This window comes from Pseudomonas sp. C321, assembly GCF_055407105.1.
In genome coordinates this window covers 207426-231020 of sequence record NZ_JBUZRB010000004.1, presented here as the reverse complement: position 1 = coordinate 231020, position 23595 = coordinate 207426, and the positions used below count along the sequence as shown (strand labels likewise).

At 59.6% G+C, this 23595-nt stretch carries 18 protein-coding genes and 2 pseudogenes; 9 read left to right on the top strand and 11 right to left on the bottom strand.

The genetic code is table 11. The annotated features are described in order from the left end of the window. Positions 1-54: 54 nt before the first annotated feature. Positions 55-462, bottom strand: coding sequence for a BLUF domain-containing protein (locus ACZRJ6_RS13815; protein WP_463968727.1), 408 nt, complete (start codon positions 460-462; stop codon positions 55-57). A 132-nt stretch (positions 463-594) separates the two neighbouring features. Continuing rightward, positions 595-807 (bottom strand): annotated as a pseudogene (locus ACZRJ6_RS13810) (transposase); the annotation flags it as partial. A 468-nt stretch (positions 808-1275) separates the two neighbouring features. Between ACZRJ6_RS13810 and ACZRJ6_RS13805 the strand changes: the two are divergent. Continuing rightward, entirely contained in the window at positions 1276-1707 is a 432-nt protein-coding gene (locus ACZRJ6_RS13805; RefSeq protein ID WP_463968728.1) for a hypothetical protein, read from the top strand. A gap of 5 nt (positions 1708-1712) precedes the next feature. Here ACZRJ6_RS13805 and ACZRJ6_RS13800 read toward each other — a convergent pair whose 3' ends face one another. Next, positions 1713-1865 carry a hypothetical protein gene (locus ACZRJ6_RS13800; protein ID WP_463968893.1) on the bottom strand — a complete coding sequence of 51 codons (153 nt, stop codon included), beginning with the start codon at positions 1863-1865 and terminating at the stop codon, positions 1713-1715. Here ACZRJ6_RS13800 and ACZRJ6_RS13795 point away from each other — a divergent pair. Further along, a pseudogene (locus tag ACZRJ6_RS13795) lies at positions 1792-1944 on the top strand (putrescine-ornithine antiporter); the annotation flags it as partial. The gene ACZRJ6_RS13800 and the pseudogene ACZRJ6_RS13795 sit on opposite strands and share 74 nt — an antisense overlap. Here the strand turns inward: ACZRJ6_RS13795 and ACZRJ6_RS13790 are convergent. Continuing rightward, positions 1929-3206, bottom strand: a complete 1278-nt coding sequence (locus ACZRJ6_RS13790; protein ID WP_463968729.1) for an ATP-binding protein — start codon at positions 3204-3206, stop codon at positions 1929-1931. The pseudogene ACZRJ6_RS13795 and the gene ACZRJ6_RS13790 sit on opposite strands and share 16 nt — an antisense overlap. Beyond that, the gene (locus tag ACZRJ6_RS13785; RefSeq protein ID WP_463968730.1) at positions 3207-3914 is read right to left on the bottom strand and encodes a response regulator; all 708 of its coding nucleotides are present in this window, start codon (positions 3912-3914) and stop codon (positions 3207-3209) included. 194 nt (positions 3915-4108) lie between these two features. On the opposite strand from ACZRJ6_RS13785, the gene ACZRJ6_RS13780 reads away from it, so the two are divergent. Beyond that, positions 4109-5314, top strand: coding sequence for an MFS transporter (locus ACZRJ6_RS13780; protein WP_463968731.1), 1206 nt, complete (start codon positions 4109-4111; stop codon positions 5312-5314). Here the strand turns inward: ACZRJ6_RS13780 and ACZRJ6_RS13775 are convergent. Continuing rightward, positions 5270-5872 (bottom strand): tRNA isopentenyl-2-thiomethyl-A-37 hydroxylase MiaE, encoded by a 603-nt coding sequence (locus tag ACZRJ6_RS13775; RefSeq protein ID WP_133101037.1) that lies wholly within the window; start codon positions 5870-5872, stop codon positions 5270-5272. The two genes, ACZRJ6_RS13780 and ACZRJ6_RS13775, sit on opposite strands and share 45 nt — an antisense overlap. A gap of 209 nt (positions 5873-6081) precedes the next feature. On the opposite strand from ACZRJ6_RS13775, the gene ACZRJ6_RS13770 reads away from it, so the two are divergent. Next, positions 6082-6945, top strand: a complete 864-nt coding sequence (locus ACZRJ6_RS13770; protein WP_463968732.1) for a universal stress protein — start codon at positions 6082-6084, stop codon at positions 6943-6945. A 3-nt stretch (positions 6946-6948) separates the two neighbouring features. On the opposite strand, the gene ACZRJ6_RS13765 is transcribed toward ACZRJ6_RS13770, so the two are convergent. Further along, a complete protein-coding gene (locus tag ACZRJ6_RS13765; RefSeq protein ID WP_149493980.1) occupies positions 6949-7419 on the bottom strand; it encodes a DUF1289 domain-containing protein in 471 nt (156 codons plus the stop codon). Between the two features lie 404 nt (positions 7420-7823). Between ACZRJ6_RS13765 and acnB the strand changes: the two genes are divergently transcribed. Then, positions 7824-10424 (top strand): bifunctional aconitate hydratase 2/2-methylisocitrate dehydratase, encoded by a 2601-nt coding sequence (acnB, locus tag ACZRJ6_RS13760; protein WP_463968882.1) that lies wholly within the window; start codon positions 7824-7826, stop codon positions 10422-10424. Positions 10425-10490: 66 nt separating this feature from the next. Here the strand turns inward: acnB and ACZRJ6_RS13755 are convergent, their stop codons facing one another. After that, positions 10491-12143 carry a SulP family inorganic anion transporter gene (locus ACZRJ6_RS13755; RefSeq protein WP_463968733.1) on the bottom strand — a complete coding sequence of 551 codons (1653 nt, stop codon included), beginning with the start codon at positions 12141-12143 and terminating at the stop codon, positions 10491-10493. Between the two features lie 168 nt (positions 12144-12311). After that, positions 12312-13589, bottom strand: a complete 1278-nt coding sequence (locus ACZRJ6_RS13750; RefSeq protein WP_463968734.1) for an HAAAP family serine/threonine permease — start codon at positions 13587-13589, stop codon at positions 12312-12314. A 424-nt stretch (positions 13590-14013) separates the two neighbouring features. Between ACZRJ6_RS13750 and ACZRJ6_RS13745 the strand changes: the two genes are divergently transcribed. The 3 genes from ACZRJ6_RS13745 to ACZRJ6_RS13735 all read left to right on the top strand — a co-directional run bounded on the left by ACZRJ6_RS13745 (position 14014) and on the right by ACZRJ6_RS13735 (position 16984). Further along, positions 14014-14964 carry a 2-hydroxyacid dehydrogenase gene (locus tag ACZRJ6_RS13745; protein ID WP_463968735.1) on the top strand — a complete coding sequence of 317 codons (951 nt, stop codon included), beginning with the start codon at positions 14014-14016 and terminating at the stop codon, positions 14962-14964. A gap of 152 nt (positions 14965-15116) precedes the next feature. Continuing rightward, the gene (locus tag ACZRJ6_RS13740) at positions 15117-16184 is read left to right on the top strand and encodes a phosphotransferase family protein (RefSeq protein WP_463968736.1); all 1068 of its coding nucleotides are present in this window, start codon (positions 15117-15119) and stop codon (positions 16182-16184) included. 32 nt (positions 16185-16216) lie between these two features. Next, complete coding sequence (locus tag ACZRJ6_RS13735) at positions 16217-16984, top strand: SDR family oxidoreductase (RefSeq protein ID WP_463968737.1); 768 nt, start codon at positions 16217-16219, stop codon at positions 16982-16984. Positions 16985-17013: 29 nt separating this feature from the next. Here ACZRJ6_RS13735 and ACZRJ6_RS13730 read toward each other — a convergent pair whose 3' ends face one another. Continuing rightward, positions 17014-17643 (bottom strand): DNA-3-methyladenine glycosylase I, encoded by a 630-nt coding sequence (locus ACZRJ6_RS13730; protein ID WP_463968738.1) that lies wholly within the window; start codon positions 17641-17643, stop codon positions 17014-17016. Between the two features lie 128 nt (positions 17644-17771). Beyond that, the gene (locus ACZRJ6_RS13725) at positions 17772-22631 is read right to left on the bottom strand and encodes an NAD-glutamate dehydrogenase (protein ID WP_463968739.1); all 4860 of its coding nucleotides are present in this window, start codon (positions 22629-22631) and stop codon (positions 17772-17774) included. Between the two features lie 481 nt (positions 22632-23112). Here ACZRJ6_RS13725 and ACZRJ6_RS13720 point away from each other — a divergent pair, with 481 nt between their 5' ends. Beyond that, positions 23113-23463 (top strand): hypothetical protein, encoded by a 351-nt coding sequence (locus ACZRJ6_RS13720; protein WP_149412611.1) that lies wholly within the window; start codon positions 23113-23115, stop codon positions 23461-23463. Positions 23464-23595 lie beyond the last annotated feature (132 nt).

The window sequence follows — 23595 nt, the reverse complement described above, 5'->3', positions numbered from 1 at the left end:
CACCCCCTAGGCATTGACCACAGGTCATCCTAAGCAGGGGTTTCTGGTCAAACCCTACTTCGCGTCTCCCAGCATCTGTGCAAACTCGCGCATCGTCTCCGTGAATGTACTTGCATCGATGACCTCTAGACGGCGGGCGCGCAATTTGGAGATATATTGAAATTGCAAGGGATCGCTCTCGACGCCCCCCATCGACCACTTCTCAAAGATCCGATTGTTCGCCGGCGAAATATAAAGAATCCGTGCACCACTGTGCCTGGGATCATCTAGAATCTTCACATATTGCCGGAGCACATCCTGTTCCTGCCCTTCTAAAACTTGCATGAACAGTCCTCCACCGTGGATCAGGATGCCAGTGATACTGCTGGCCGGATTATTTTGGCGCGAGGACAGCAGGATGTCCTGTACTTGTTCATTCGATATTGTGGGGGCGGCATGGCTGATATAGAGAAGTCGAATCATTGCGTTACCTCTGTCGGTGGGCAAAGTGTTTGGCTGCACGGAGAGCCTTCAAGGGGGCGATAGAGAAAACGGAAAAAATCGTACGCTAAGCATGCGACCTGTCAGGTTGAAGCCATAGAGGTTGGCTGCGAGCTTACCTGACGCAGACCAGGCATTGAAACGCTTGTAGACTTTGCTCCAGCTTCCGAATGCCTCGGGCAAGTCTCGCCTGGGGCATCCTGTGCGCATGCGATACAGCATGCCTTCGACGGTCATCCGTAGATCACGCTTGTTGTAGATGACCTTGTGCAGCAGAACTTCCCTCAGCTTCGACCAGTGCTCATCACTGAGCAGTAATCGGGGCATTGCAAGCTCGTATTGGTGTTGTGTGAGAGCTACAACGATACGAGCTTGTGCCTATATATCAATGATTTAGATCGAAACGGGAACACCCCCCAAGTCCAGAAAAGAATATCTGAATCTATTTTTATTCATAAAAGGCAGGGCTTGCGGGTAATGCCGATAAGTTAAGGAGATGGCGCGCCTAACATTACCTTGTGGCGAGCGGGCTTGCCCGCGCTGGAGTGCGAAGCACTCCCTGGCCGGTCGCTGTGATCTTCAGAAATACCGCAGTGATTGGTTTTAGGGCCGCTGCGCGGCCCAACGCGGGCAAGCCCACTCGCCACAGGTTATGAGTTGCCCGTTTTATCTCTTAACTTACCGGCATTAGGGCTTACGGGTCGTCCCTTGGCAAAAAACACCCGCACACTCCATCCGGCTGGTATTGTGCCGCGCTCCTAAAAAACCAGCCGTAGACCTGTAAGGAAATGGACGTTGAGCACTGACGAAAAAATGACCGGGGACCTGTTCGAAGTCGATAAGCGCCTGGCGCTCAAGCCCGTCGTGGACTTCAATACCTATCTGCTCGCCGCCTTTGGCGATGGCCCCTGCACGTGCGTGCGCTGCGTGGCCAGCGCGGGCGACGAGACCGGTTATGAATTCCAGCACACCTTCAATCTGCAAGGCCAACAGGCCAACCGCCGCTTCGCCTCCACCGCTGGCAGCGATGTCCTGTTAATGCTGAAAAAAGCCTGGCTGTCCTATACCAAGACCGAGCTGCCCGGCAGCGGCAACCTGGCGCTGGACACGGTGAAGGACTTTGTCGAGCCGCAGTTGCACAAACGCTTGCTGGCGCTGTTTTTGGCCAGTGGGTTGGTCAAGGATGTGGACGGGGAGTTGCGGATTCAGGCGCAGGCGATGGCCTGACCGGGCTACTTCACCCGGACCTGATACCAGAACAAGGAGTTCCCGATGGCCGATCCGAGCAAGAAGATGGGCTCGGGCATTATCATGTTGCCGGCCAGCATGGCGCAGTTGGGCGCGGTGTCGATGCTCTCGTGGGTAATCACCGCGGTCGGCTCCATGGCCATCGCCTATTGCTTTACCCAATGCGGGATTTTCTGTACCCGCACCGGCGGCATGTCGGCCTACTCCGCATACGCCCAGGTCATCCGAAACGAGGCCCCACCCCACTCCGAATCCAGCACCTCGACCTGCCCTCCGTGCCACTGACAAACTCGCCGCACCAGCGCCAAGCCCAAACCAAAGCCACCGGTGCGACGATCACGACTGGCATCCAGGCGCAGGAAGGGTTCGAAAATCTTCGCGCGGCCTTCCATCGGAACGCCGGGGCCATCGTCATTGACCCGCACTTCATAGCCCGCGCCAAACTTGACCAACGACACCTCGACCCGCCGATCGGCATACCGAATGGCGTTGCGCAACAGGTTGATCACCGCCCTCGCCATAAAGCGCGGCTCGATGCGGATATAGTCGACTTCACAGGTGCGCAACAACAACTGCACCCCCGCCGCCTCTGCTTCAAGGGCCACGCTGCCAATCACACTGTCGAGCCAACTGTGGGCCTCAATGCTTTCCCGGGTGATCTGCGTCGCGCCCCGCTCCAGGCTGGCGTAGGTCAACAGCTCCGAGACCATCTCTTCCAGCTCGCCTAGGTCGGCGTACATGTCGTTGATCAACGCGCGGCTCTGCCTTGGATCGGCTTCCTGCTTGAGCTGGTCGAGCTCAAAGGACAAGCGCGCAATCGGTGTACGCAGCTCGTGGGAGACAGCGTTGGTCAACTCGCGCTGGTTGGCGATCAGGCTTTCAATGCGCTCGGCCATCTGGTTGAAGTGCCCGGCCAGCTCACGCACGGTGGAACGGCGTGGCAACAGGATTCGCGAACCCAAGTCGTTGTCACCAAAACGCTGGGCAGCCAGGCGAATATGCTCCAGGTCGCGCCAATGGGGCCGGACCCAAAAATACAGGACCACCGCCAGGCACAGGCCAAGCAACGAATAGGCCCACAAGTACAGCCACCTTGGCTCTTCTGGCAGCTTGATATTGAGCAGTTGCCGGCCAGCATCGATATCGGCCACGAATTCCATGAAATCGCCGCGCACCACCAACTGGCCGTCAGCCAGCAATTTTTGCTCGCGCTCGGTCAGCCCTGCGGCATCACGCTGCATTAACGCCAGGCGTAAGCCGTAATGGGGTTGCAGTTCAGCCAGGCGGGCATCGCGGGCCTCTCCGAGCAGTGGTCGCAATTGCTCCACCAAGGCATAGGCCGGGCCGCGCATGGCTTCGCGGTTATATGTTTCGTTGGCTTCGGGCAGTAATTCATCGAAGGTGAAATTCACCAGCCAGATCGCCCCGGCCAGCCCCAGGGCCAGGATCACATACAGACGCAGAAACAGCCGTAGCATCTAGATCTCCCAGGCAAACGGGTTGAAAAGATAGCCCTTGCCCCAGATGGTCTTGATGCATACCGGCTCCCTGGGGTTGTCGTTGAGCTTGCCGCGCAGCTTGCTGATATAGACGTCGACGCTGCGGTTGAGCCCATCAAAGGCAATCCCGCGCATGCGGTTGAGGATGTCGTCCCTGGAGAGGATTTTCCCGGCGGCGCTGGCCAGCAGCCATAGCAGTTCGAATTCCATGGTAGTCAGGTCGATCTTCTCACCGCCCAGGCTCACCCCACGGCAACTACGATCAATGGCCAGTTGGCCAAACGCCAGGGCGCCGCGCACCGTCGGCTCCGGCACCTGGCGCCGCTGCAGGGCGCGCAGGCGTGCCAGCAGCACGGGCGGCTTGATGGGTTTGATCACGTAGTCGTCGGCGCCGGATTCAAGGCCAAGGATATGGTCCAGGTCGTCCTCCTTGGCAGTGAGGATCACGATGGGAGTGTCGGCCACATTGCGAATCTCGCGGCATACATGCAGGCCGCTTTGGCCCGGCAGCATCAGGTCGAGCACGACGATCTTGGGCTTGAACTCAAGGAAGGCTGCCAATGCCTCGTCGCCACGGTGCACCGCCAGCACCTCGAAACCATGCTGGGAGAGGAAATGCGCGATCAGCCCTGCCAGCTTCTGATCATCCTCAACGAGCAAGACCTTGCCAAGACCCAGATTTTCCATAAATTCCCAGTATGCGAACGCAGATTGAAGGTGCGTATTATAGGTGGCAATGATTGCCAACAAGAGCACGTTGCCATCATTGAGCAGCGGTTTTCGAAGAAGCTTCATGCTTTTAAGAGTTTTTAACAAATAGCCCGCAATCTTTAACGGGACATTTTTTGTCAGAGCGTGGCTGGCAACTTACAGGGAGTTTTATGCGCAAGGATTACTTGGCGTTCTTCATTTCGCTGTTCCTGTCGCGGCTGGCAGATCAGATTTTGCTGTTCATCGTGCCGCTGATTGTGTTCCAGACCACCAACAGTGTGTCCTGGGCCGGGCTGGCGTTCTTTGTCGAATCGCTGCCGCGCTATTTGTCATTCCCGGTGTGCGGCGCATTGTGCGACAGGTTTTCCCCGGTGCGCATCCTGCATATCAGCCAGGTCTACCGCGCCGCGGCCTGTGTGGTGGCAGTGGTGTTGTACGGGATGTTCGACGGCATCTACTGGATCGTCGGCCTCTCGGCTCTGTGCGGGGTGTTGACCACCCAAGGCATCATGGCCCGTGAGGTGCTGATGCCGCATATCTTCAAGCAGTACACCTACGCCAAGACCCTCTCCTACTCGCAAATTGCCGACCAGAGCGGCCTGGTACTGGGCCCGCTGGTGGCCGCGCTGATGCTGCAAGTTTGGGCCTGGCACTGGGTGGTGCTGGGGATTGCCGGGGTGTTCCTGCTGGCCGACCTGGCGATGCTGATCTGGCAGCGCAGCACCACCGTGAACCTGGAAACCTTCGAGCAACACAACGATATCTGGCTGCAACCGCTGCGCATCGCCTTCGGTCATATCCGCAACCTGACGGAACTGAAAAAAATCATCGCCCTGGCCGTTGGCGTCAACCTGATCATCGGCGTGACCCTGGCGACCTCAGCGGCCATGGTGATCGGTCAATATGCAGCCGGCAAGGATACCTACGCCGGCTTGCAGGCAGCAGGTGCTGTGGTGACGATAGCCATTCTGTTTTTTCTGGCCCGGGCGACCTTGCCGTTGAAAGTCCTCGGGAGCCTGTCATATACGATGATTGCCGTGGGGGCGCTGATCACCGCGCTGAGCCCGAATATCTGGGCTTACACCGCAGGGTTTCTGCTGATCACCGGTTTCGACAAGATGTTCAACGTGTACATCCGCAGCATCCGCCAACGGGTGATCCCCGCTCGGGACTTTGGCAAGACAGTGGGAGTCTTGACCTTGCTCAACAATCTGTCCCAGCCTTTGGCCGGGTTATTGATCGCGCTGCTGGCGGCGCCGCTGGGCACGCAGACGGTGATCCTGCTGCTGGCCGGGATCACCGTCTTGATAGGTGGGTTGGTTTACGCAGTTTCAGGCAGGCACACCGCTGTGAAACCGGAACTCGATGTCCGGTGACTCGATCAACTCCTGCTCGGCAGCCCGTACCCGGTCGATGACCTGGGCAATGTCCTTGGCATCGCCGTACTGATAAGCCAGCTTCAGATAACCCTGAAAGTGCCGGGCCTCGCTTTTCAGCAATCCGAAGTAGAACTTGCCGAGTTCTTCGTCCAAATGCGGCACCAGCGCTTCGAAACGCTCGCAACTGCGGGCCTCGATAAAGGCGCCGACCACCAGGGTATCCACCAGTTTCACCGGCTCATGGTTACGCACCACCTTGCGCAGGCCCGAGGCATAACGCCCGGCGGACAGCTGGCGCAGCTCGATCTTGCGCTTTTTCATCAGGCGCATGACTTGCTCGTGGTGCACCAGTTCTTCCCGGGCCAGGCGCGACATGAGGCTGATCAGGTCAACGTGGGAGTGATACTTGGCGATCAGGCTCAAGGCGGTGCTGGCAGCCTTGAACTCGCAATTCTTGTGGTCGATCAGCAGGGTTTCCTGATCTGCCAGCGCGGCCTGAACCCAGCCGTCTGGCGTGCGGCAGCCGAGAAACTCATGAATTTGCGGCAGGTTCATCGGGTCACTTCCGGCACAACGGCAAGGGTCAGGAACATTTGGCTCACAAGTAAGGGTTCACAGCGAAAGGCGCCGATTATACCGACCGCGCCGCAGACCACCAGTCACGGGGCTTGATGTACATCAACATGACGCCTGGCGAGCAGCAACTATAGTTGTTGCAAGCCTCGGCCCTTACTCACTGCTTCCCTTCCCTGGAGATCCCGATCATGCAAGCCATTCGCAGCATTTTGGTGGTTATCGAGCCCGAGCATTCGGAAAGCCTGGCACTCAAGCGCGCCAAGCTGATCGCCGGGGTGACCGACGCGCATCTGCATTTGCTGGTGTGCGACAAGAAACATGAGCATTCAGCGCTGTTGAGCCTGCTCAAGTCCGGCCTTCAGGAGGATGGCTACAGCGTCACCACCGAACAGGCGTGGAATGAAAGCCTGCACGAAACCATCATCAATGTGCAGCAGGCCGAAGGCTGTGGCCTGGTGATCAAGCAGCATTTTCCCGACAGCCCGCTGAAAAAAGCCTTGCTGACCCCCGCGGACTGGAAGCTGCTGCGCTACTGCCCAGCCCCGGTATTACTGGTCAAGCACAACCGGCCATGGACCGGCGAAGTCATTCTGGCGGCGATTGACGTCGGCAACATCGACGGCGAGCACAAGACCCTGCACGCCGCCATCATCGATCACGGCTTCGATATCGCCAGCCTGGCCAAGGCCCAACTGCATGTGATCAGCGCCCATCCCTCGCCCATGCTGTCGGCGGCCGACCCGGTGTTCCAGCTCAAGGAAACCATCGAGGCTCGCTATCGCGAGCAGTGCAAGGCGTTTCAAGCGGAATTCGATATTGATAACCACCGTCTGCATATCGAAGAAGGCCCGGCCGATGTGCTGATCCCCCATATGGCCCACAAACTGCAGGCGGCGGTGACGATCATTGGCACCGTGGCTCGCACCGGGATTTCCGGGGCGCTGATCGGCAATACGGCGGAAGTGGTGCTGGATGCGCTGGAAAGTGATGTGCTGGTGCTCAAGCCGGTGGACATCATGGACCATCTGGAAGAGGTTATTTGCCAGCATTGATGCTCAGGCGCCAAAGGCATCCTTCAAGAACCCCGGCGCGATATAGCGCTGGTAGTGGGCTTCGGAGAGGATGAAGAACTCCCGATCAATGGCATCGCGCAGCTGCGGCAGGTTCCACTCGCGAAACTCCGGCAGCAGCACCATGCCATAGGCCTCCAGATGGGTGATCACCCGTGCGCCACGGGCGATCAACTGGTAGGCCCAGCAATATTCGGACTGATGGGGCACAAAGCGGATTTTTCGCTGTTCCAGCTGCCAGCGCAGCTTTTTCGGGTCGAACACCTCAAGTTTTCCCGCCATCACCTGCACCAGCAGTTGCTCAAGCCTGAGCCACACTGCGCGCTTTTCTTCCTCGTTGTAACCATTCCACTGGATCACCTCGTGGTGAAAGCGCTTGCAGCCCCGGCACACGAGATCGCCGTAAACCGTGGAGCACAGGCCTACGCAGGGGGTCTTGATGGTTTGGTTGGACATGGGCAGCAACACGCAAATCAGCGAAACAGTGGGCCATATTAGCCCTTTGTCTAACCTTCATCACCCTGCAAACTTGCCGTGGCAACTTACCTTTAGAAATTTTTTGCCGTAGAATTAGCCAGCCTTTTAAGGCACCAATAGTCCGTTGGAAGCTGTTTTCAAAGCGTCACGAGCACAGTCGTTCCTAAAGAACGGTGTTGGCGATGGTTATTTACCCGGTAAATAGCCGCCGCCAACCCTCATCAGCTCCGTTCTGCAGGCGTAAAACTTTGAAAGCAGCTTCTGTGAGGAATGCCGGCAGCGCTGGCTTTGCGGCCCAAAAGGCCTGCGAGCGCATGCGTGCCACGCATTTCTGGATGAGCGTCCCGGACACCCATTTGGGACCACTGATGAGGGTAATAACTGTGCTTGAAGCCTACCGCAAACATATCGAAGAGCGTGCAGCCCTGGGTATTGTTCCCCAGCCGCTTAACGCCGAACAAACTGCAGGCCTGGTCGAGCTGCTGAAAAATCCCCCGGCTGGCGAAGAAGCTTTCCTCGTTGACCTGATCACCAACCGCATTCCACCAGGCGTTGACGAAGCTGCCTACGTCAAGGCCGGTTTCCTGTCTGCCCTGGCCAAGGGCGAAGTCACTTCTCCCTTGATCGACAAAAAACGCGCTGTTGAACTGCTTGGCACCATGCAAGGCGGCTACAACATCGTGACCCTGGTCGATCTGCTGGACGACGCGACCCTGGCACCGGTGGCAGCCAAGCAACTCAAGCACACCCTGCTGATGTTCGATGCGTTCCACGACGTCGCCGAAAAAGCCAAGAACGGCAACCAGCACGCCAAAGACGTGATCCAGTCCTGGGCCGACGGCGAGTGGTTCCAGAACCGTGAGACCCTGGCCGACAAGATCAGCCTGCGGGTCTTCAAGGTCACCGGCGAAACCAACACCGATGACCTGTCCCCTGCCCCGGATGCCTGGTCCCGTCCTGACATCCCGCTGCACGCCCTGGCCATGCTGAAAATGGCCCGTGAAGGCATCGTACCGGACGTGCAAGGCACCACCGGCCCGATGAAACAGATCGAAGAAATGCGCAGCCAAGGCTTCCCGATCGCCTACGTCGGTGACGTGGTCGGTACCGGTTCGTCCCGCAAATCAGCGACCAACTCGGTACTGTGGTTCTTCGGCGACGACGTTCCCTACGTGCCGAACAAGCGCGCAGGCGGCTTCTGCTTCGGCAGCAAGATCGCTCCAATCTTCTACAACACCATGGAAGATGCCGGCGCACTGCCAATCGAATTCGACGTTACCAACATGAACATGGGCGACGTGATCGACCTGTACCCGCATGCTGGCAAAGTCTGCAAACACGGCACCGATGAAGTCCTGACCACCTTCGAAATGAAGACTCCGGTACTGTTGGACGAAGTTCGTGCCGGCGGTCGTATCCCGCTGATCATCGGCCGTGGCCTGACCGAGAAGGCACGTACCGAGCTGGGTCTGCCACCTTCGACGCTGTTCAAACTGCCGGAAACTCCGGCTGAAAGCGACAAGGGCTACACCCTGGCGCAGAAAATGGTCGGCAAGGCTTGCGGCGTGGCTGGCGTTCGTCCAGGCACCTACTGCGAACCGAAGATGACCACCGTCGGCTCCCAGGACACCACCGGTCCAATGACCCGTGATGAACTCAAAGACCTGGCGTGCCTGGGCTTCTCCACCGATCTGGTAATGCAGTCGTTCTGCCACACCGCGGCTTATCCAAAGCCGATCGACGTGACCACCCACCACACCCTGCCTGACTTCATCATGACCCGTGGCGGCGTGTCCCTGCGTCCGGGCGACGGCATCATCCACAGCTGGCTGAACCGCATGCTGCTGCCGGACACCGTCGGCACCGGTGGTGACTCCCACACCCGTTTCCCGATGGGCATCTCGTTCCCGGCCGGTTCCGGCCTGGTAGCGTTCGCAGCAGCCACTGGTGTTATGCCACTGGACATGCCGGAATCGATCCTGGTGCGCTTCAAAGGCGAAATGCAACCGGGCATCACCCTGCGTGACCTGGTTCACTCCATTCCTTACTACGCGATCCAGGCTGGCCTGTTGACCGTAGAAAAGAAAGGCAAGAAAAACGCCTTCTCCGGCCGCATCCTGGAAATCGAAGGCCTGGACAACCTGAGCATCGAACAGGCTTTCGAGCTGTCCGACGCCTCGGCCGAACGTTCGGCTGCCGGTTGCACCATCAAGCTGTCGAAAGAGTCGATCACCGAATACCTGAACTCCAACATCACCCTGCTGCGCTGGATGATCGGCGAAGGCTACGGCGATGCGCGCACCCTGGAACGTCGCGCCCAAGCGATGGAAGCCTGGGTTGCCAACCCTGAGTTGATGGTTGCCGATGCCGACGCCGAATACGCCGAAATCATCGAAATCGACCTGGCCGACATCAAGGAGCCTGTGCTCTGCGCGCCAAACGATCCGGATGACGCCCGTCTGCTGTCCAGCGTTGCTGGCGAGAAGATCGACGAAGTGTTCATCGGTTCGTGCATGACCAACATTGGTCACTTCCGCGCTGCCGGCAAACTGCTGGAAAAGGTCAAGGGTCAGCTGCCAACCCGTCTGTGGCTGTCGCCGCCGACCAAGATGGACGCTCACCAACTGACCGAAGAAGGCTACTACGGCATCTACGGCAAGGCCGGCGCGCGCATGGAAATGCCGGGCTGCTCGCTGTGCATGGGTAACCAGGCACGGGTTGAACCGAACGCCACCGTAGTGTCGACGTCGACCCGTAACTTCCCGAACCGTCTGGGTGACGGCGCGAACGTCTACCTGGCTTCGGCTGAGCTGGCGTCCGTTGCATCCATCCTGGGTCGCCTGCCGACCGTCGAGGAGTACATGGCCTATGCGAAGGAAATCAACACCATGGCCAGCGATGTCTATCGCTACCTGAGTTTTGACCAGATCGCCGAGTTCCGTGAAGCTGCAGCGAACGCCAATATCCCGGTCGTTCAAGCCTAAGGCTTACACGTTGTAGCTATACCCAGTAAAAAAAACGCCGCGTATCGCAAGATGCGCGGCGTTTTTTTATGCCTGGGCGTTGGCGGCAAGGGCCTGCTGCACCGCCCCATCCACACTCAAGCCGCTGAGCAGCACCCCAGACGCCAGGGCTTCGGGCAACCCCTGCAGCACCATGCGCGCATCATGCCGCACGCGAGCCAGTACCAGACGCCTGCCTTCCACCCGCACCCGAACAAAAAACGCCTCCAGCGCCTCGATACTGGTGCCATCCAGGTCCGGCGACTCTTCCAGGCTGAGCACCACCGTGTGTACCGGCAACGGCGCGTGACGCATCAAGCGCAACGCGGCACCGAGGATGCGTTCGGCATTGGCGAAAAACAGCGCTTCGCCGGGACGCACGATCAGTACGCCCGTTATCTCCTTAGCGTCTGGATGGTGCGCAAGGTCGACAAAATCGTGGCCGACGCCCATTCGACCGAGCACCTGAACATCCGCCGCCGACATCTGGCGCAACATCAGCACCACGCTGATCGCCACCGCCACCAACAAACCGTCCAGCACCCCCAATACCAACACCGCCGACACGGCACAGATCACCAATACCCGGTCGCGGCGCCAGATGAAATAGCGGCCCAAGGGTTGCAGGCTCAGGCCACGAGCGAGGGCATGGATGACGATGGCCGCCAGCACCGGCTCCGGGGTCAACGCCACCAGCGGCAACACCGTCAGCACAATCAGCAACACCACCAATGCCGCGATCCCACCCGCCAGGCGCGAACATGCACCAGCAGCCTCATTGGCCGCCGTCGCGGAAAACCCCGCCCCCACCGGCATGCCGTGAAACAACCCGGACACCAGGTTGGCGGCACCCAGCGCCAGCAAATCACGGTTGGACGACACCCGGTCGCCATGCTTGAGGGCAAACGATCTGATCGAGCCATAAGACTCGGCATACAGGATCATCACCATGGCAAACGCCAACTCCCCCAGCCGCAGCCAGTCGGAGAACGGCAACACCGGCAGGTGGACGATTTCCAGGCGCAGGTCGATCGCCCCGATCAGGGCTACGCCGTGGGCTTGCAAGTCGAGCCATTGCCCGGCGGCGATACCCAGCACCACCACCAGCAAGCCTCCCGGCAAACGACGCGACCGTGCAAACACGCAGAGCAATGCCAGGGCGCTTGCGGCCACCGCTGCTGCCGGCCAGTTCCAGTGGGGCAACTGTTCGAACAACTGTGGCAGGAAGCGAATCAGGTTGTTGTCTGTCAGGTGTACGCCAACCACGCCGGCCAGTTGCTTGAGGATGATCGTCAACGCCAGGCCGAAGGCAAAGCCGCGCAACACCGGCTTGGCGATAAACGAGGTCACGCCACCGAGCTTGAGCAGCCCAGCCAACAGGAAAAACAGCCCGGTGATCAGCACCAGGCCTACCGCCAACGTCAGGCGCAGTGCCGGGTCATCACCGGCCAGGCTTGCCGTGGCCGCCGCCAGCACCGCAGCCGAGGACGATGTAGCCGACACAATGGCAAAACGGCTGGTACCCAACAATCCATAACACAGCAGCCCGGCGAACAAGGCGATGACCCCAGCCTGGGGCGGCAAGGCGGCAATACTCGAATAGGCCACGGCCTCAGGCAGCAGCAAGCCGGCGATTGATAGCCCGGCGAGCAGGTCTTGCAGGCGGTTGCGCAGCAAAGGTGCGGCGGCACGAGCCATCATCGTTGATCTCCAGATCAAATAGCCCGTCAAGATGGCCCCGGGCAAGCTTACTCCCACCTGCAAACAGGGTGTTGATATCCATCAACCTGCTGTAAGACCCACGCTGCGCGCAAAAAAAAGCCGATTCGCGTCAAGCACGAATCGGCCATTGTCACTTCACGACGTGTATCAGGCGATAAACGAATAGACCAGCGCAGTGATCGCCACCAGGCCTACCGCCGTGACAAACACATTCGACGCCTGCCCACGGTACTTGGCCATGGCCGGCACCTTGTGGATGGCATACATCGGCATCAGGAACAGGATCGACGCAATGATCGGCCCGCCCAACGTCTCAATCATCCCCAGGATGCTCGGGTTCAGCGTGGCAACGATCCAGCACACCACCAGCATGAAGGCCGCGGTCATACGGTCCAGCGCCTTGGGCGACGGACGACGGCCACTCTTGACGACCAGGCCCTTGAGGCCCTCGCTGGCGCCGATGTAGTGGCCCAGGAACGACTTGGTAATCGCCACGAACGCAATCAACGGCGCGGCGAAAGCGATGGTCGGGTTGCTGAAGTGGTTGGCCAGGTACGACAGAATCGACAGGTTCTGCGCCTTTGCCTCGGCCAGTTGCGCCGGTGTCAGGGTCAGTACGCAGCTGAACACGAAGAACAGCACCATCGCCACCATCAGCAGGTGGGCGCGGGAGAGTATCTGCGAGCTGCGCTCTTCGGCGTGGTCGCCGTAACGGCGCTTCTGGTCAACCGCGAAGGCCGAGATGATCGGGGAATGGTTGAACGAGAACACCATCACCGGAATCGCCAGCCACAGGGTGTGCAGCAACGCCGACGGCTCGGGCAGCGTGCTGGCGGTGCTGAGGATGCCACCATTCCAGTGGGGAATCAGGAACACCGCGAGAAACAGCAAGGCTACGATAAATGGATAAACCATCAGGCTCATGGCCTTGACGATCACCTGCTCGCCGCAGCGCACTACGGCCAGCAGGCCAAGGATCAGCACAAACGACAGAATCACCCGTGGCGGCGGCGCGATGTGCAATTGGTGTTCAAGGAAACTGCCAACGGTGTTGGTCAGGGCAACGCTGTAGATCAGCAGGATCGGAAAGATCGCCAAGAAATACAGCAAGGTGATCAACGCACCGGCCTTGATCCCGAAATGCTCTTCGACCACTTCAGTGATATCAGAACCCTCTCGGCCCGAGAGCACAAAGCGCGTCAGCCCTCGGTGGGCATAGAAGGTCATCGGGAAGGCCAGGACCGCCAGGATCAGCAGCGGCCAGAAGCCGCCGAGGCCGGCATTGATAGGCAAAAACAAGGTCCCGGCGCCGATGGCCGTGCCGAACAAGCCGAGCATCCAGGTGGTGTCCTGGTGGCCCCAGCTTGCGAGGGTTGCAGGTGTCGTTGCGTAGCGTTCGTCGACGCTATTGGCCTGATCATTCATCCGGTCGGATCTCCCCATTGACACAGTCGGGACGAGTCAGAAAAACCTGACAGGCAGCGCCCGACCATAATAGGGGCGCGATTGTCCGGGATTCTCCTGAATAAGCAAAGGCTTAGCTTAGGAGTCGTTGTGCGGCGCAGAGGGTTTGAGCAAGGTTTGTATAAGGCTACAGCCTTGATAAACCGGGCTGCTAGCCAGGTAAAAACGATTTGGTATAACAACCCTGGATCTCAAAAAATCCGACTAACGCGCTGACACTCGCGAGTCGCTCCCAGTAATGGACGGGGCATTTGTGCGGCGAGTAAAAGCCACTGACATTCAATTTTAAGGTGGCACTATTAACGGCCCCCTCCTGAAGCGAGGGGTCTGTCTTACAAAAAATCCCGCATAATCAGTCTCTCAAGCCCTCAGGAAGAGCCCTCACATGCCCATCACTGTTCTGGTCCTGGTTGAAACCATCAACGACTACCTGTCGATCATCGAAAGTAATGATCTCCATGTGATCCTCGCGCCCACACCTGCTGAACGTAGCCAGGCAATCAAGACCCATGGCGAGCAGATCCAGGCCGTCCTGACCCGTGGCCCGCTGGGTTTGTATGCCGAGGAAATCGCCGCACTGCCGTTGCTGGAGATCATCTGTGTGATCGGCGCCGGCTACGAGCATGTGGACCTGCAGGCCGCGAGCAATCGCGGGATCGTTGTGACCAACGGTGCCGGAGTAAACGCACCATCGGTGGCGGACCATGCCATGGCACTGCTGCTGTCGCTGGTTCGGGATATTCCCCGGGCGGACGCGGCGGTGCGCCGCAGCGAGTGGCCCAAGGTCGTGCGCCCTTCCCTGGCTAGCAAAAAACTGGGCATCCTTGGCCTGGGCGCGGTGGGCATGGCCATCGCCAAGCGCGCGGCCCTGGGTTTCGATATGGACATCAGCTACCACAGCCGCCAGCCCCGCACTGATGTGGACTACACCTACTGCTCGACTCCCGTGGAACTGGCGCGCAGCGTGGACTTCCTGATCATCGCCACCCCAGGTGGCGCAGGCACCCGCCATCTGGTCGACCGCCAGGTCCTGGATGCCCTTGGCCCCAACGGTTTTCTGGTAAACATTGCCCGCGCCAGTGTGATCGTTACTGCCGACCTGATCACCGCCCTTGAGCAACGCCGCATCGGTGGTGCTGCACTGGATGTGTTCGACGACGAGCCCAGCGTGCCCGACGCCCTCAAACTGCTGAGCAACACGGTGCTGACGCCCCATGTGGCGGGCCTGTCGCCGGAAGCGGCCCACGACACCGTGCAGCGCGTGGCAGACAACCTGTTGGAATACTTCGCCGGCCGGCCGGTGCTGACCCCAGTGGAGTTACCGCCGCGCCACTGACGCCGTGGGCGCACTGCACACTGCCTATCAGGAACACTGATCATCGGCCAACACGCTAACCTATTAAGCCGCCCCGGCCTTGTGGCTGAGCGGCTGCGCGCATTAGATTAGCCAATAGTCCAAGGCCTCAAGAATAAGCAGAAGGGATAAGCATGGCGCTCAATGACCAATCCACCCAGATTCGCCCAGGCGAAGAACTTGATGCCAGCCTGATCGATCCCTACCTCAAGGCCCATATTGCGGACTTGAGCGGCACACCGAAGATCAGCCAGTTCCCGGGGGGCGCTTCCAACCTGACCTACCTGCTGGAATACCCGAACCAGGAATTCGTACTGCGCCGCCCGCCGTTTGGCCACAAGGCCAAGTCCGCCCATGATATGGGCCGCGAATTTCGCATTCTCAATCAACTCAAGGACGGCTTCCCGTACTGCCCCAAGGCCTACGTGCACTGCACCGATGAATCAGTGATCGGCGCCGAGTTCTATGTGATGGAGCGGGTCAACGGCATCATCCTGCGTTCGGACCTGCCGCCGGAGCTGGGCCTGGACGCGGCGGCTACCGGCGCCCTGTGCAAAAGCTTTATCGACAAGTTCGTCGAGTTGCATCAGGTGGATTACACCGCCTGCGGCCTGGCGGACCTGGGCAAGCCCGAAGGTTACGTCCAGCGGCAGATTCGCGGCTGGAGCGACCGCTACGAAAAAGCCCTGACCCCCGACGCCCCCAGCTGGGAAGCCGTGCGCGCCTGGCTCAACGACAAGATGCCGGCCGACCACCCGACGTCGAGCATCGTGCACAACGACTACCGCTTCGACAACGTGATCCTCGACCCGCACAACCCGATGCAGATCATCGGCGTGCTGGACTGGGAGCTGACCACCCTCGGCGATCCGCTGATGGATTTGGGCAACACCCTCGCCTACTGGATCGAGGCCGCGGACCCTGCGCCCGTGCAATTGATGCGCCGCCAGCCAAGCAACGCCCCCGGCATGCTCACCCGCCGCCAGTTCGTCGACTACTACGCCGAGCGTTCGGGAATCCAGATCGACAATTACGACTTCTACTACACCTACGGCCTGTTCCGCCTGGCCGGCATCGTGCAGCAGATCTACTACCGCTTCTTCCATGGCCAGACCCAGGACAAACGCTTTGCGCAGTTCATTCACATGAACAAGCTGCTGGAGCAGATGAGCCTGAACGTCATCGGCAAATCCGCACTCTGATAGTCCGAGCTCTGCCCCCACAAGGAACAACCATGTCCAAGACCCAATTGTTCGACCTCGACGGCAAGATCGCTTTTGTCTCCGGCGCCAGCCGCGGTATCGGTGAGGCCATCGCCAAGCTGCTGGCCCAGCAAGGCGCCCACGTTATTGTTTCCAGCCGCAAGCTCGAAGGCTGCCAGCACGTGGCCGACGCAATCATCGAAGCAGGCGGCAGGGCTACAGCCATTGCCTGCCATATCGGCGAGATGGAGCAGATCACCCAGGTCTTCGCCAACATTCGCGAGCAGTTCGGACGCCTGGACATCCTGGTCAACAACGCGGCCACCAACCCGCAGTTCTGCAACGTGCTGGACACCGACCTGGGCGCGTTCCAGAAAACCGTCGACGTGAACATTCGCGGCTACTTTTTCATGTCGGTGGAAGCCGGCAAGCTGATGCGCGAGAACGGCGGCGGCAGCATCATCAACGTGGCGTCGATCAACGGTATTTCCCCAGGGCATTTCCAGGGCATCTACTCGGTGACCAAAGCTGCGGTGATCAACATGACCAAGGTCTTCGCCAAGGAGTGCGCGCAGTTCGGTATTCGCTGCAACGCCCTGTTGCCGGGGCTGACCGACACCAAGTTTGCCTCGGCACTGGTGCAAAACGATTCGATCCTGAAAGTGGCCCTGCAACAGATTCCGCTCAAGCGTGTCGCGGCGCCGAGCGAAATGGCCGGGGCGGTGTTGTACCTGGCCAGTGATGCGTCGAGCTACACCACCGGGGTATCGCTGAATGTGGATGGTGGTTTCCTGTCCTGACTCGGCGAGGTGCTCACACCCCTGGCGCATTAAGGACGCTTGAACTGCCGGCGACGCTCTTCGATCTGCTGCCGGCAGAGGCACCCTTCCAGATGATCATTGACCATGCCCATCGCCTGCATGAAGGCATACATCGTGGTCGGCCCCACAAAGGTCCAACCGCGCTTCTTCAAGGCCTTGGACAAACGTAGGGACGCAGCCGATGTCGGGTTAGCCGTCCAGTACGCCAGGTCGACCGTCGCCGGACGCTCATCGGCGCCGGGCTCGAATGACCATAACCAGCTCGCCAGTGACCCGGTTTCATCCACCAATTCACAGGCACGCCGGGCATTGTTAATGGTCGAGACGATTTTGGCGCGGTTGCGCACGATGCCCGGATCAGCCATCAGCCGCTCGATATCCTCTTCGGTGTACCGCGCCACCCTTTGATAATCAAAACCCTCGAACGCTCGCCGAAAGTGCTCGCGCTTGCGCAGGATAGTGATCCACGCCATGCCCGCCTGGAACCCTTCCAGGCAGATCTTCTCGTACAACGCACGATCATCGGCAACCGGCACGCCCCACTCGTGGTCATGGTAATGCGGGTATTCAGGAGCCGCCGTGCGCCATGTGCAGCGGGTCAGCCCCGTGTCGTCCGTTGTCAGTCCCGGGTTGTCCATAGGTCACCTTGCTTGCCAGACGGCGGATGATAAGCGAAAAAATTTCCAGCGCGCGAAAATAGGCCCTCAATGCAAAAAGCCCCGTATCGCAAGATACGGGGCTTTCTGTTTACCGCTCGATCAGCCTGTTACAGCACCGACTGACCGCTCAACGCCAGGTCCAACAACTCACGGTTAGCCACCGCGTACATGGCGTAGTCCGTGCCAACCGCAGCACGAATCTCCACCATCATTGCGCGCCAGCGCTCGACCATGCTCGCGTTCTGCTCAAGCCACAGGGCCACGCGGGCTTCCATGTCTTCTGGCGCATCGGCCATTTGCAGAACCTTGATGGTGATCGCCCGTTGCTGCCAGTCCACGTCGTCGCGGAAGGCTTCGCGGGCCTGGGCCTGCCAGTTGTTACCCACCGGCAGATCGCTGATCTGCTGCAGGTACCATGGCAAGTCCAGGGCACTGCCGACGGCGAAGTAGGCCTTGGCCACATCTGCAGCGCTCTGGCCGGTGACGTCAGCGGCTTCGATGATCGGCAGCAAGGTGTACAGGTGCGTGGTGCCTGCAACCATGCGCGCCAACAACTCCGGCACACCGGCTTCGACGTACTTCTGATAGCGGTTCTGCCAGCCTTCGCGGGTCGGGCCTTCCAGCAGTTCGTCGAGCTTGAGGCCCAACGCCGCCAGATGCGGACCGAAGTGCGCGACGTCACGAGCCGCATCCTGCTCGTTGCGACGGCTGCGCAGGAACCAGCGTGTGGCACGACGGCCCAGGCGCATCAGCTCGTCCATCAGCGCCAGTTGCACTTCAGCGGAAACCTGGTGATCCAGGGCTTCAATCTGACGGAACCAGTGCGGGAGATGGAAGATGTCACGCACGATCACATAAGCGCCCGCCACGTTCGCCGGGCTCATGCCGGTGGACTCTTTGAGCCTTTGAACGAAGGTGATGCCCATGTGGTTGACCAGGTCATTGGCGATCTGGGTGCTGACGATCTCGCGCTTGAGACGATGGCGACGCATGGCTTCGGAGAATTTGGCCACCAGGGTCGGCGGGAACGCAGTCTCCATGTCACGGGTCAGGTAGTCATCATCCGGTACCTGGGATTTGAGCAGTGCCTCCTTGAGGTCGATCTTGCTGTAGGAGATCAACACCGACAGCTCCGGACGGGTCAGGCCCTTACCGACGGCAGCGCGCTCGATGAGCTGGTCTTCCGAAGGCAGGTACTCAATGGCGCGATCCAGCTTGCCCCGGCCTTCGAGGTCGCTCATCAGGCGCTTGTACTCGGCAATACGGTCGAAGGCTCGACGCGCCGCCAGGGACAGGGCCTGGGTCTGCTTGTAGTTGTTGCCCAACACCAGGCTGCCGACTTCGTCGGTCATGCTCGCCAGCAACTGGTTACGTTGCTTGTCGGTCATGTCGCCAGCCTGCACCACTTCGTTGAGCAGGATCTTGATGTTTACTTCGTGGTCGGAGCAATCCACGCCACCGGCGTTGTCGATGAAGTCGGTGTTGGAACCGCCGCCATTGAGGCCAAATTCCACACGACCCAGTTGGGTCATGCCCAGGTTACCGCCCTCGCCCACTACCTTGCAGCGCAACTCGTTGCCGTTGACGCGCAGGGCGTCGTTGGCCTTGTCGCCGACGTCAGCGTGGCTTTCGGTGCTGGCCTTGACGTAAGTACCGATGCCGCCGTTCCACAACAGGTCCACCGGCGCCTTGAGCAAGGCGTTCAGCAGTTCGGTCGGGGTCAGCTTGTCGGCCTTGATGTCGAAGCGTTCTTTCATCTGCGCCGAGATAGCGATGCTTTTCGCGCTGCGCGAGAAGATACCGCCGCCTTCGGACATGATGCTGGTGTCGTAGTCGGTCCAGGCCGAGCGCGGCAGGTCGAACAGGCGCTGACGCTCAACGAAACTGTTAGCCGGGGTCGGGTTTGGATCGATAAAGATGTGCAGGTGGTTGAAGGCCGCGACCAGTTGCAGCTTGTCGGACATCAACAGGCCGTTACCGAACACGTCGCCGGCCATATCGCCGACGCCGACCACGGTGATGCTGTCTTCCTGAACGTTGATGTCACGCTCGCGGAAGTGACGCTGCACACCGACCCACGCGCCCTTGGCGGTGATGCCCATTTTCTTGTGGTCGTAACCGGCCGAACCACCGGAAGCGAACGCATCGCCGAGCCAGAAGCCGTAGTCGATGGCAATGCCGTTGGCGATGTCGGAGAAGGTCGCGGTGCCTTTGTCGGCGGCCACTACCAGGTATGGGTCATCGCCGTCGTGGCGGACCACGTTCAACGGTGGCACCAGGGCGCCGTCTTTCAGGTTGTCAGTAATGTCCAACAGGCCGGAAATGAAGATGCGGTAGCAGGCGATGCCCTCGGCCGCGATCTCGTCCCGACCGCCGCCCAATGGCAGGCGACGGGGCAGGAAGCCGCCCTTGGCGCCCACCGGCACGATCACCGAGTTTTTCACTTGCTGGGCTTTTACCAGGCCCAGCACTTCGGTACGGAAGTCTTCTTCACGGTCCGACCAGCGCAGGCCACCGCGCGCGACGTTGCCAAAGCGCAGGTGCACGCCTTCGACACGAGGCGAGTAAACGAAGATTTCAAACTTCGGCACGGGCTTGGGCAGCTCAGGAATCGCATGCGGGTTGAACTTGAAGCTGAAGTACGACTTGTTCTGACCGTTAGCATCAGTCTGGTAGAAGTTGGTACGCAAGGTGGCCTTGATCAGGTCCAGGTAGCGACGCAGGATGCGGTCTTCGTTGAGCACCTGAACATCGTCCAGGGCCGCCAGAATCGCTTGTTCCAGACGTTGCTGCTTGTCTTCCAGGTCGTCGCTGGTGAGTTTGCGCGCCAGGTAGAAGCGGGTTTTGAACAACCGGGTCAGCTCGCGAGCGATATCGGTGTGGTTGTTCAGGGTGCTGGCGATGTAACCCAGGTCAAAGCCCAGGCGAATCTGCTTCAGGTAACGGGCATAGGCACGCAGCAGCGCGACATCGCGCCATGGCAGGCCGGCGGTCAGCACCAGGCGGTTGAACGCATCGTTCTCGGCATCGCCGTTGACGATGTGCACAAACGCGTCCTGCAGGGTGTCGTTGAGTTGCTGGATGTCGAGGTTCAGGCCTTCGGCGGCGGTGAACGCGAAATCATGAATCCAGAACTCACGACCGTTGGCGTGGCGCAGGCGGTACGGGAATTCACCCAGCACGCGCAGGCCGAGGTTTTCCAGGATCGGCAGCACGTCGGACAACGCCAGCGGCGTGTCTGCGTGATAGAGCTTGCAGTGCAGCTCTTGCTGGCCCGTCACGTGGCCCAGCGGCTGATAGAAGCTCATCACCAGCGGCTTGGCTTCGGTCAGGTTAAGCAAATGCTGCATATCGACCACAGCCGAGTGCGCGGCAAAGCGTTCACGGTAGCCCGCGGGGAAGCCTTTGGGGAAGTCTGTCAGCACGTTTGTGCCGTGGGCTTCGCCAAAGCTTTCAACCACCAGGCTGGCGTAGTCGTCCTGCCAGCTGCGGCAGGCCTGCACCACTTCTTTTTCCAGCAGCAGCGGGTCGATGTCCAGGCGGTTTTTTGGATCAACCCGCAGGATCAGTTGTACACGGGCCAGAACGGACTCGGAGAAGAAGGTCCAGAACTCGCAGTCCGAGGCTTTCAGGCGATCCATCAGCACTTGCTGGATCTTCTGGCGCACTTCGGTGGAATAGATGTCGCGCGGCACGTAGGCCAGGCAGTAGCAGAAGCGACCGTAGGGGTCTTTGCGCAGGAACACGCGGATCTTGTTACGCTCCTGGATCTGCACAATCGACATCACGGTGCTGAACAGCTCGTCTACCGGGGTCTGGAACAGGTCATCGCGGGGCAGTACTTCGACCACTTGGGTCAGTTCCTTGCCCAAATGCGCCTTGGCCTGGAAGCCGGAACGACGTTCGATTTCCGCGACCTTGCGACGGATATACGGGATCACCCGCACGCTTTCGCCGTACACCGAAGAGGTGTAGAGGCCCATGAAGCGGCATTCCTTGATGACCTTGCCGTCGGCGTCGATCTGGCGGATCGACACGTAGTCCGGATAGGCCGGGCGGTGTACGCGGCTTGGGTGTGCTGCCTTGGCGAACGACAGGACGGCCGGTTCACGCAGGTAATTGACGGCGTAGTCTTCGATGCGCAGGTCGTCGGCGGTGAGGCCGGAGCGCAGCAATTTGGTCAGACCGAGGAAGGAGTCGGCGTCATATTCGATATGACCGCCATCTGCCTCGTCACGTACCACAAACTCTTCATAGCCCAGGAAGGTGAAGTGGTTGCCCACCAGCCATTCGAGGAAGCTCTTGATCTCGGCTTTTTCTTCGCCTTCGATGGCGAAGGCGCTGGAGTCGATACCGGCCAGCAGTTCCTGGACCTTGTCCTTCATCGGTTCAAAATCGGCGACGGCGACGCGCACTTCGCCCAGCACCTGCTCAAGTTCCTTGCTCAGGATACTCAGCTCGGCAGCGTTGGCGCAGCGGTCGATTTCCAGGTACATCAACGATTCTTGCAGGACATCGTCGCCCTGGGTGCCCTTGGGCAGGATTTCCAACAACTCGCCCTTCTTGCCACGACGCACGCTGAGCACGGTGGTTTGCAGGGTGTGGATGCTGTAGCCACGGCGGTTCAGTTCGGTGCGCACCGAGTCCACCAGAAATGGCAGGTCGTGGTGCAGCACTTCGACCGCGGTGTGGGTCGATTGCCAGCCGTGACGTTCGTAATCGGGGTTGTAGACTCGCACTTGCGGTTGGGTGTGATCAAAGCGCTCAAGCAGGCGCCAGGCAGACAGGGTGCAACCGGCCAGGTCGGACATGCGACGCTGGGTCAGCTCATCCAGGGAAATAATGCCGAAAAATTGTTCAGCGAACAGCGCCACTTGTGGCAGTGCCTGTTCACTGATGTGCTGGGCCAGTGCCGCTTGCAGTTGGTGCTGGAAGTCGGCTTTGCTGGCTGCGGTGAAGAACGCCATCTGTGGTACTCCGCTTGGGCTTGTTATTAATGGAAGCGTCGCGTGTTGTCCCCTTGCGGGGAGACCGTCAGCTCTGTTCGGGGTCTACCATAACGAATTCAGAGTGACAGGTGGGTGAAGCTGGACAAGACAGTGAGGTCACATTCAACTGTCTATCCACGAATATAAAATGAGCCGCTTTCCAGGCGACGGTACGACGGGCAGGTCGGAGTCCTGGCAGGCGCTCATCCGTTGCGCAGCTTAACGAGTGTAGGAAGACCGCTGCTTGCGACGCTGCGACATATTCGGTCATCGGCACGCAGCTGGCGAGTTGCGACTTGGGCAACCTGGTACTTTCCAGACAAATCCTGGCCCGCCGAGTACCGGAAATGACTGATACAGCCCGCCAGGTCATGCCACAACTACTGACACAGAATGAAGCACAAAATTCGCCGCAATGGCACAATTGCCCTGCTGCACCCTCCCCCAGACAGGATTTGACATGCAACTGACCACCGCCCACCTGATCGTCAACCCGTGCGATGACGAAGAAGACAACATGGCCATGCTCTGCTGCCACGGCGACAAGGGCGAGATGTTCATGCTGACCCGTTATCCGGATGAGGACGAGGTGGAGGTCACCTGGGATTACGAGCCGTCAACCCTGGACGGGCTGAAAATCACCCTGAGCGCCACGCGGTTGCTGGTGGAGATTGCGGCGGCGGATGCGGATGCATTGGGCGGCAGTGATCATCTGGAGATCACCCACGGCACCGATGCCTCGGACTTGGCTGAAGTGGAAGAAACCTTGCAGAACATTCTCAAGGGTACCGGGACCTATATCCGAATCTAGCCGCCAAAACCGCTCAATGTGGCGAGGGCGCTTGCTCCCTCGCCACAAAGGTCCGTGCCAGCCTGCAAAAACCTCGGATATTTCCCACAATTCCCAAAAATACCCCCCGCGCAGTTAGTCGCCGCACCCTCT

What these genes read in the sequence shown, in the direction of transcription:
- ACZRJ6_RS13815 (WP_463968727.1), bottom strand. Translation starts at nt 462, where the DNA reads ATGATTCGACTTCTCTATATCAGCCATGCCGCCCCCACAATATCGAAT.
- ACZRJ6_RS13800 (WP_463968893.1), bottom strand. Translation starts at nt 1,865, where the DNA reads ATGGAGCCGACCGCGGTGATTACCCACGAGAGCATCGACACCGCGCCC.
- ACZRJ6_RS13790 (WP_463968729.1), bottom strand. Translation starts at nt 3,206, where the DNA reads ATGCTACGGCTGTTTCTGCGTCTGTATGTGATCCTGGCCCTGGGGCTG.
- ACZRJ6_RS13785 (WP_463968730.1), bottom strand. Translation starts at nt 3,914, where the DNA reads ATGGAAAATCTGGGTCTTGGCAAGGTCTTGCTCGTTGAGGATGATCAG.
- ACZRJ6_RS13780 (WP_463968731.1), top strand. Translation starts at nt 4,109, where the DNA reads ATGCGCAAGGATTACTTGGCGTTCTTCATTTCGCTGTTCCTGTCGCGG.
- ACZRJ6_RS13775 (WP_133101037.1), bottom strand. Translation starts at nt 5,872, where the DNA reads ATGAACCTGCCGCAAATTCATGAGTTTCTCGGCTGCCGCACGCCAGAC.
- ACZRJ6_RS13770 (WP_463968732.1), top strand. Translation starts at nt 6,082, where the DNA reads ATGCAAGCCATTCGCAGCATTTTGGTGGTTATCGAGCCCGAGCATTCG.
- ACZRJ6_RS13765 (WP_149493980.1), bottom strand. Translation starts at nt 7,419, where the DNA reads ATGTCCAACCAAACCATCAAGACCCCCTGCGTAGGCCTGTGCTCCACG.
- ACZRJ6_RS13755 (WP_463968733.1), bottom strand. Translation starts at nt 12,143, where the DNA reads ATGATGGCTCGTGCCGCCGCACCTTTGCTGCGCAACCGCCTGCAAGAC.
- ACZRJ6_RS13750 (WP_463968734.1), bottom strand. Translation starts at nt 13,589, where the DNA reads ATGAATGATCAGGCCAATAGCGTCGACGAACGCTACGCAACGACACCT.
- ACZRJ6_RS13745 (WP_463968735.1), top strand. Translation starts at nt 14,014, where the DNA reads ATGCCCATCACTGTTCTGGTCCTGGTTGAAACCATCAACGACTACCTG.
- ACZRJ6_RS13740 (WP_463968736.1), top strand. Translation starts at nt 15,117, where the DNA reads ATGGCGCTCAATGACCAATCCACCCAGATTCGCCCAGGCGAAGAACTT.
- ACZRJ6_RS13735 (WP_463968737.1), top strand. Translation starts at nt 16,217, where the DNA reads ATGTCCAAGACCCAATTGTTCGACCTCGACGGCAAGATCGCTTTTGTC.
- ACZRJ6_RS13730 (WP_463968738.1), bottom strand. Translation starts at nt 17,643, where the DNA reads ATGGACAACCCGGGACTGACAACGGACGACACGGGGCTGACCCGCTGC.
- ACZRJ6_RS13725 (WP_463968739.1), bottom strand. Translation starts at nt 22,631, where the DNA reads ATGGCGTTCTTCACCGCAGCCAGCAAAGCCGACTTCCAGCACCAACTG.
- ACZRJ6_RS13720 (WP_149412611.1), top strand. Translation starts at nt 23,113, where the DNA reads ATGCAACTGACCACCGCCCACCTGATCGTCAACCCGTGCGATGACGAA.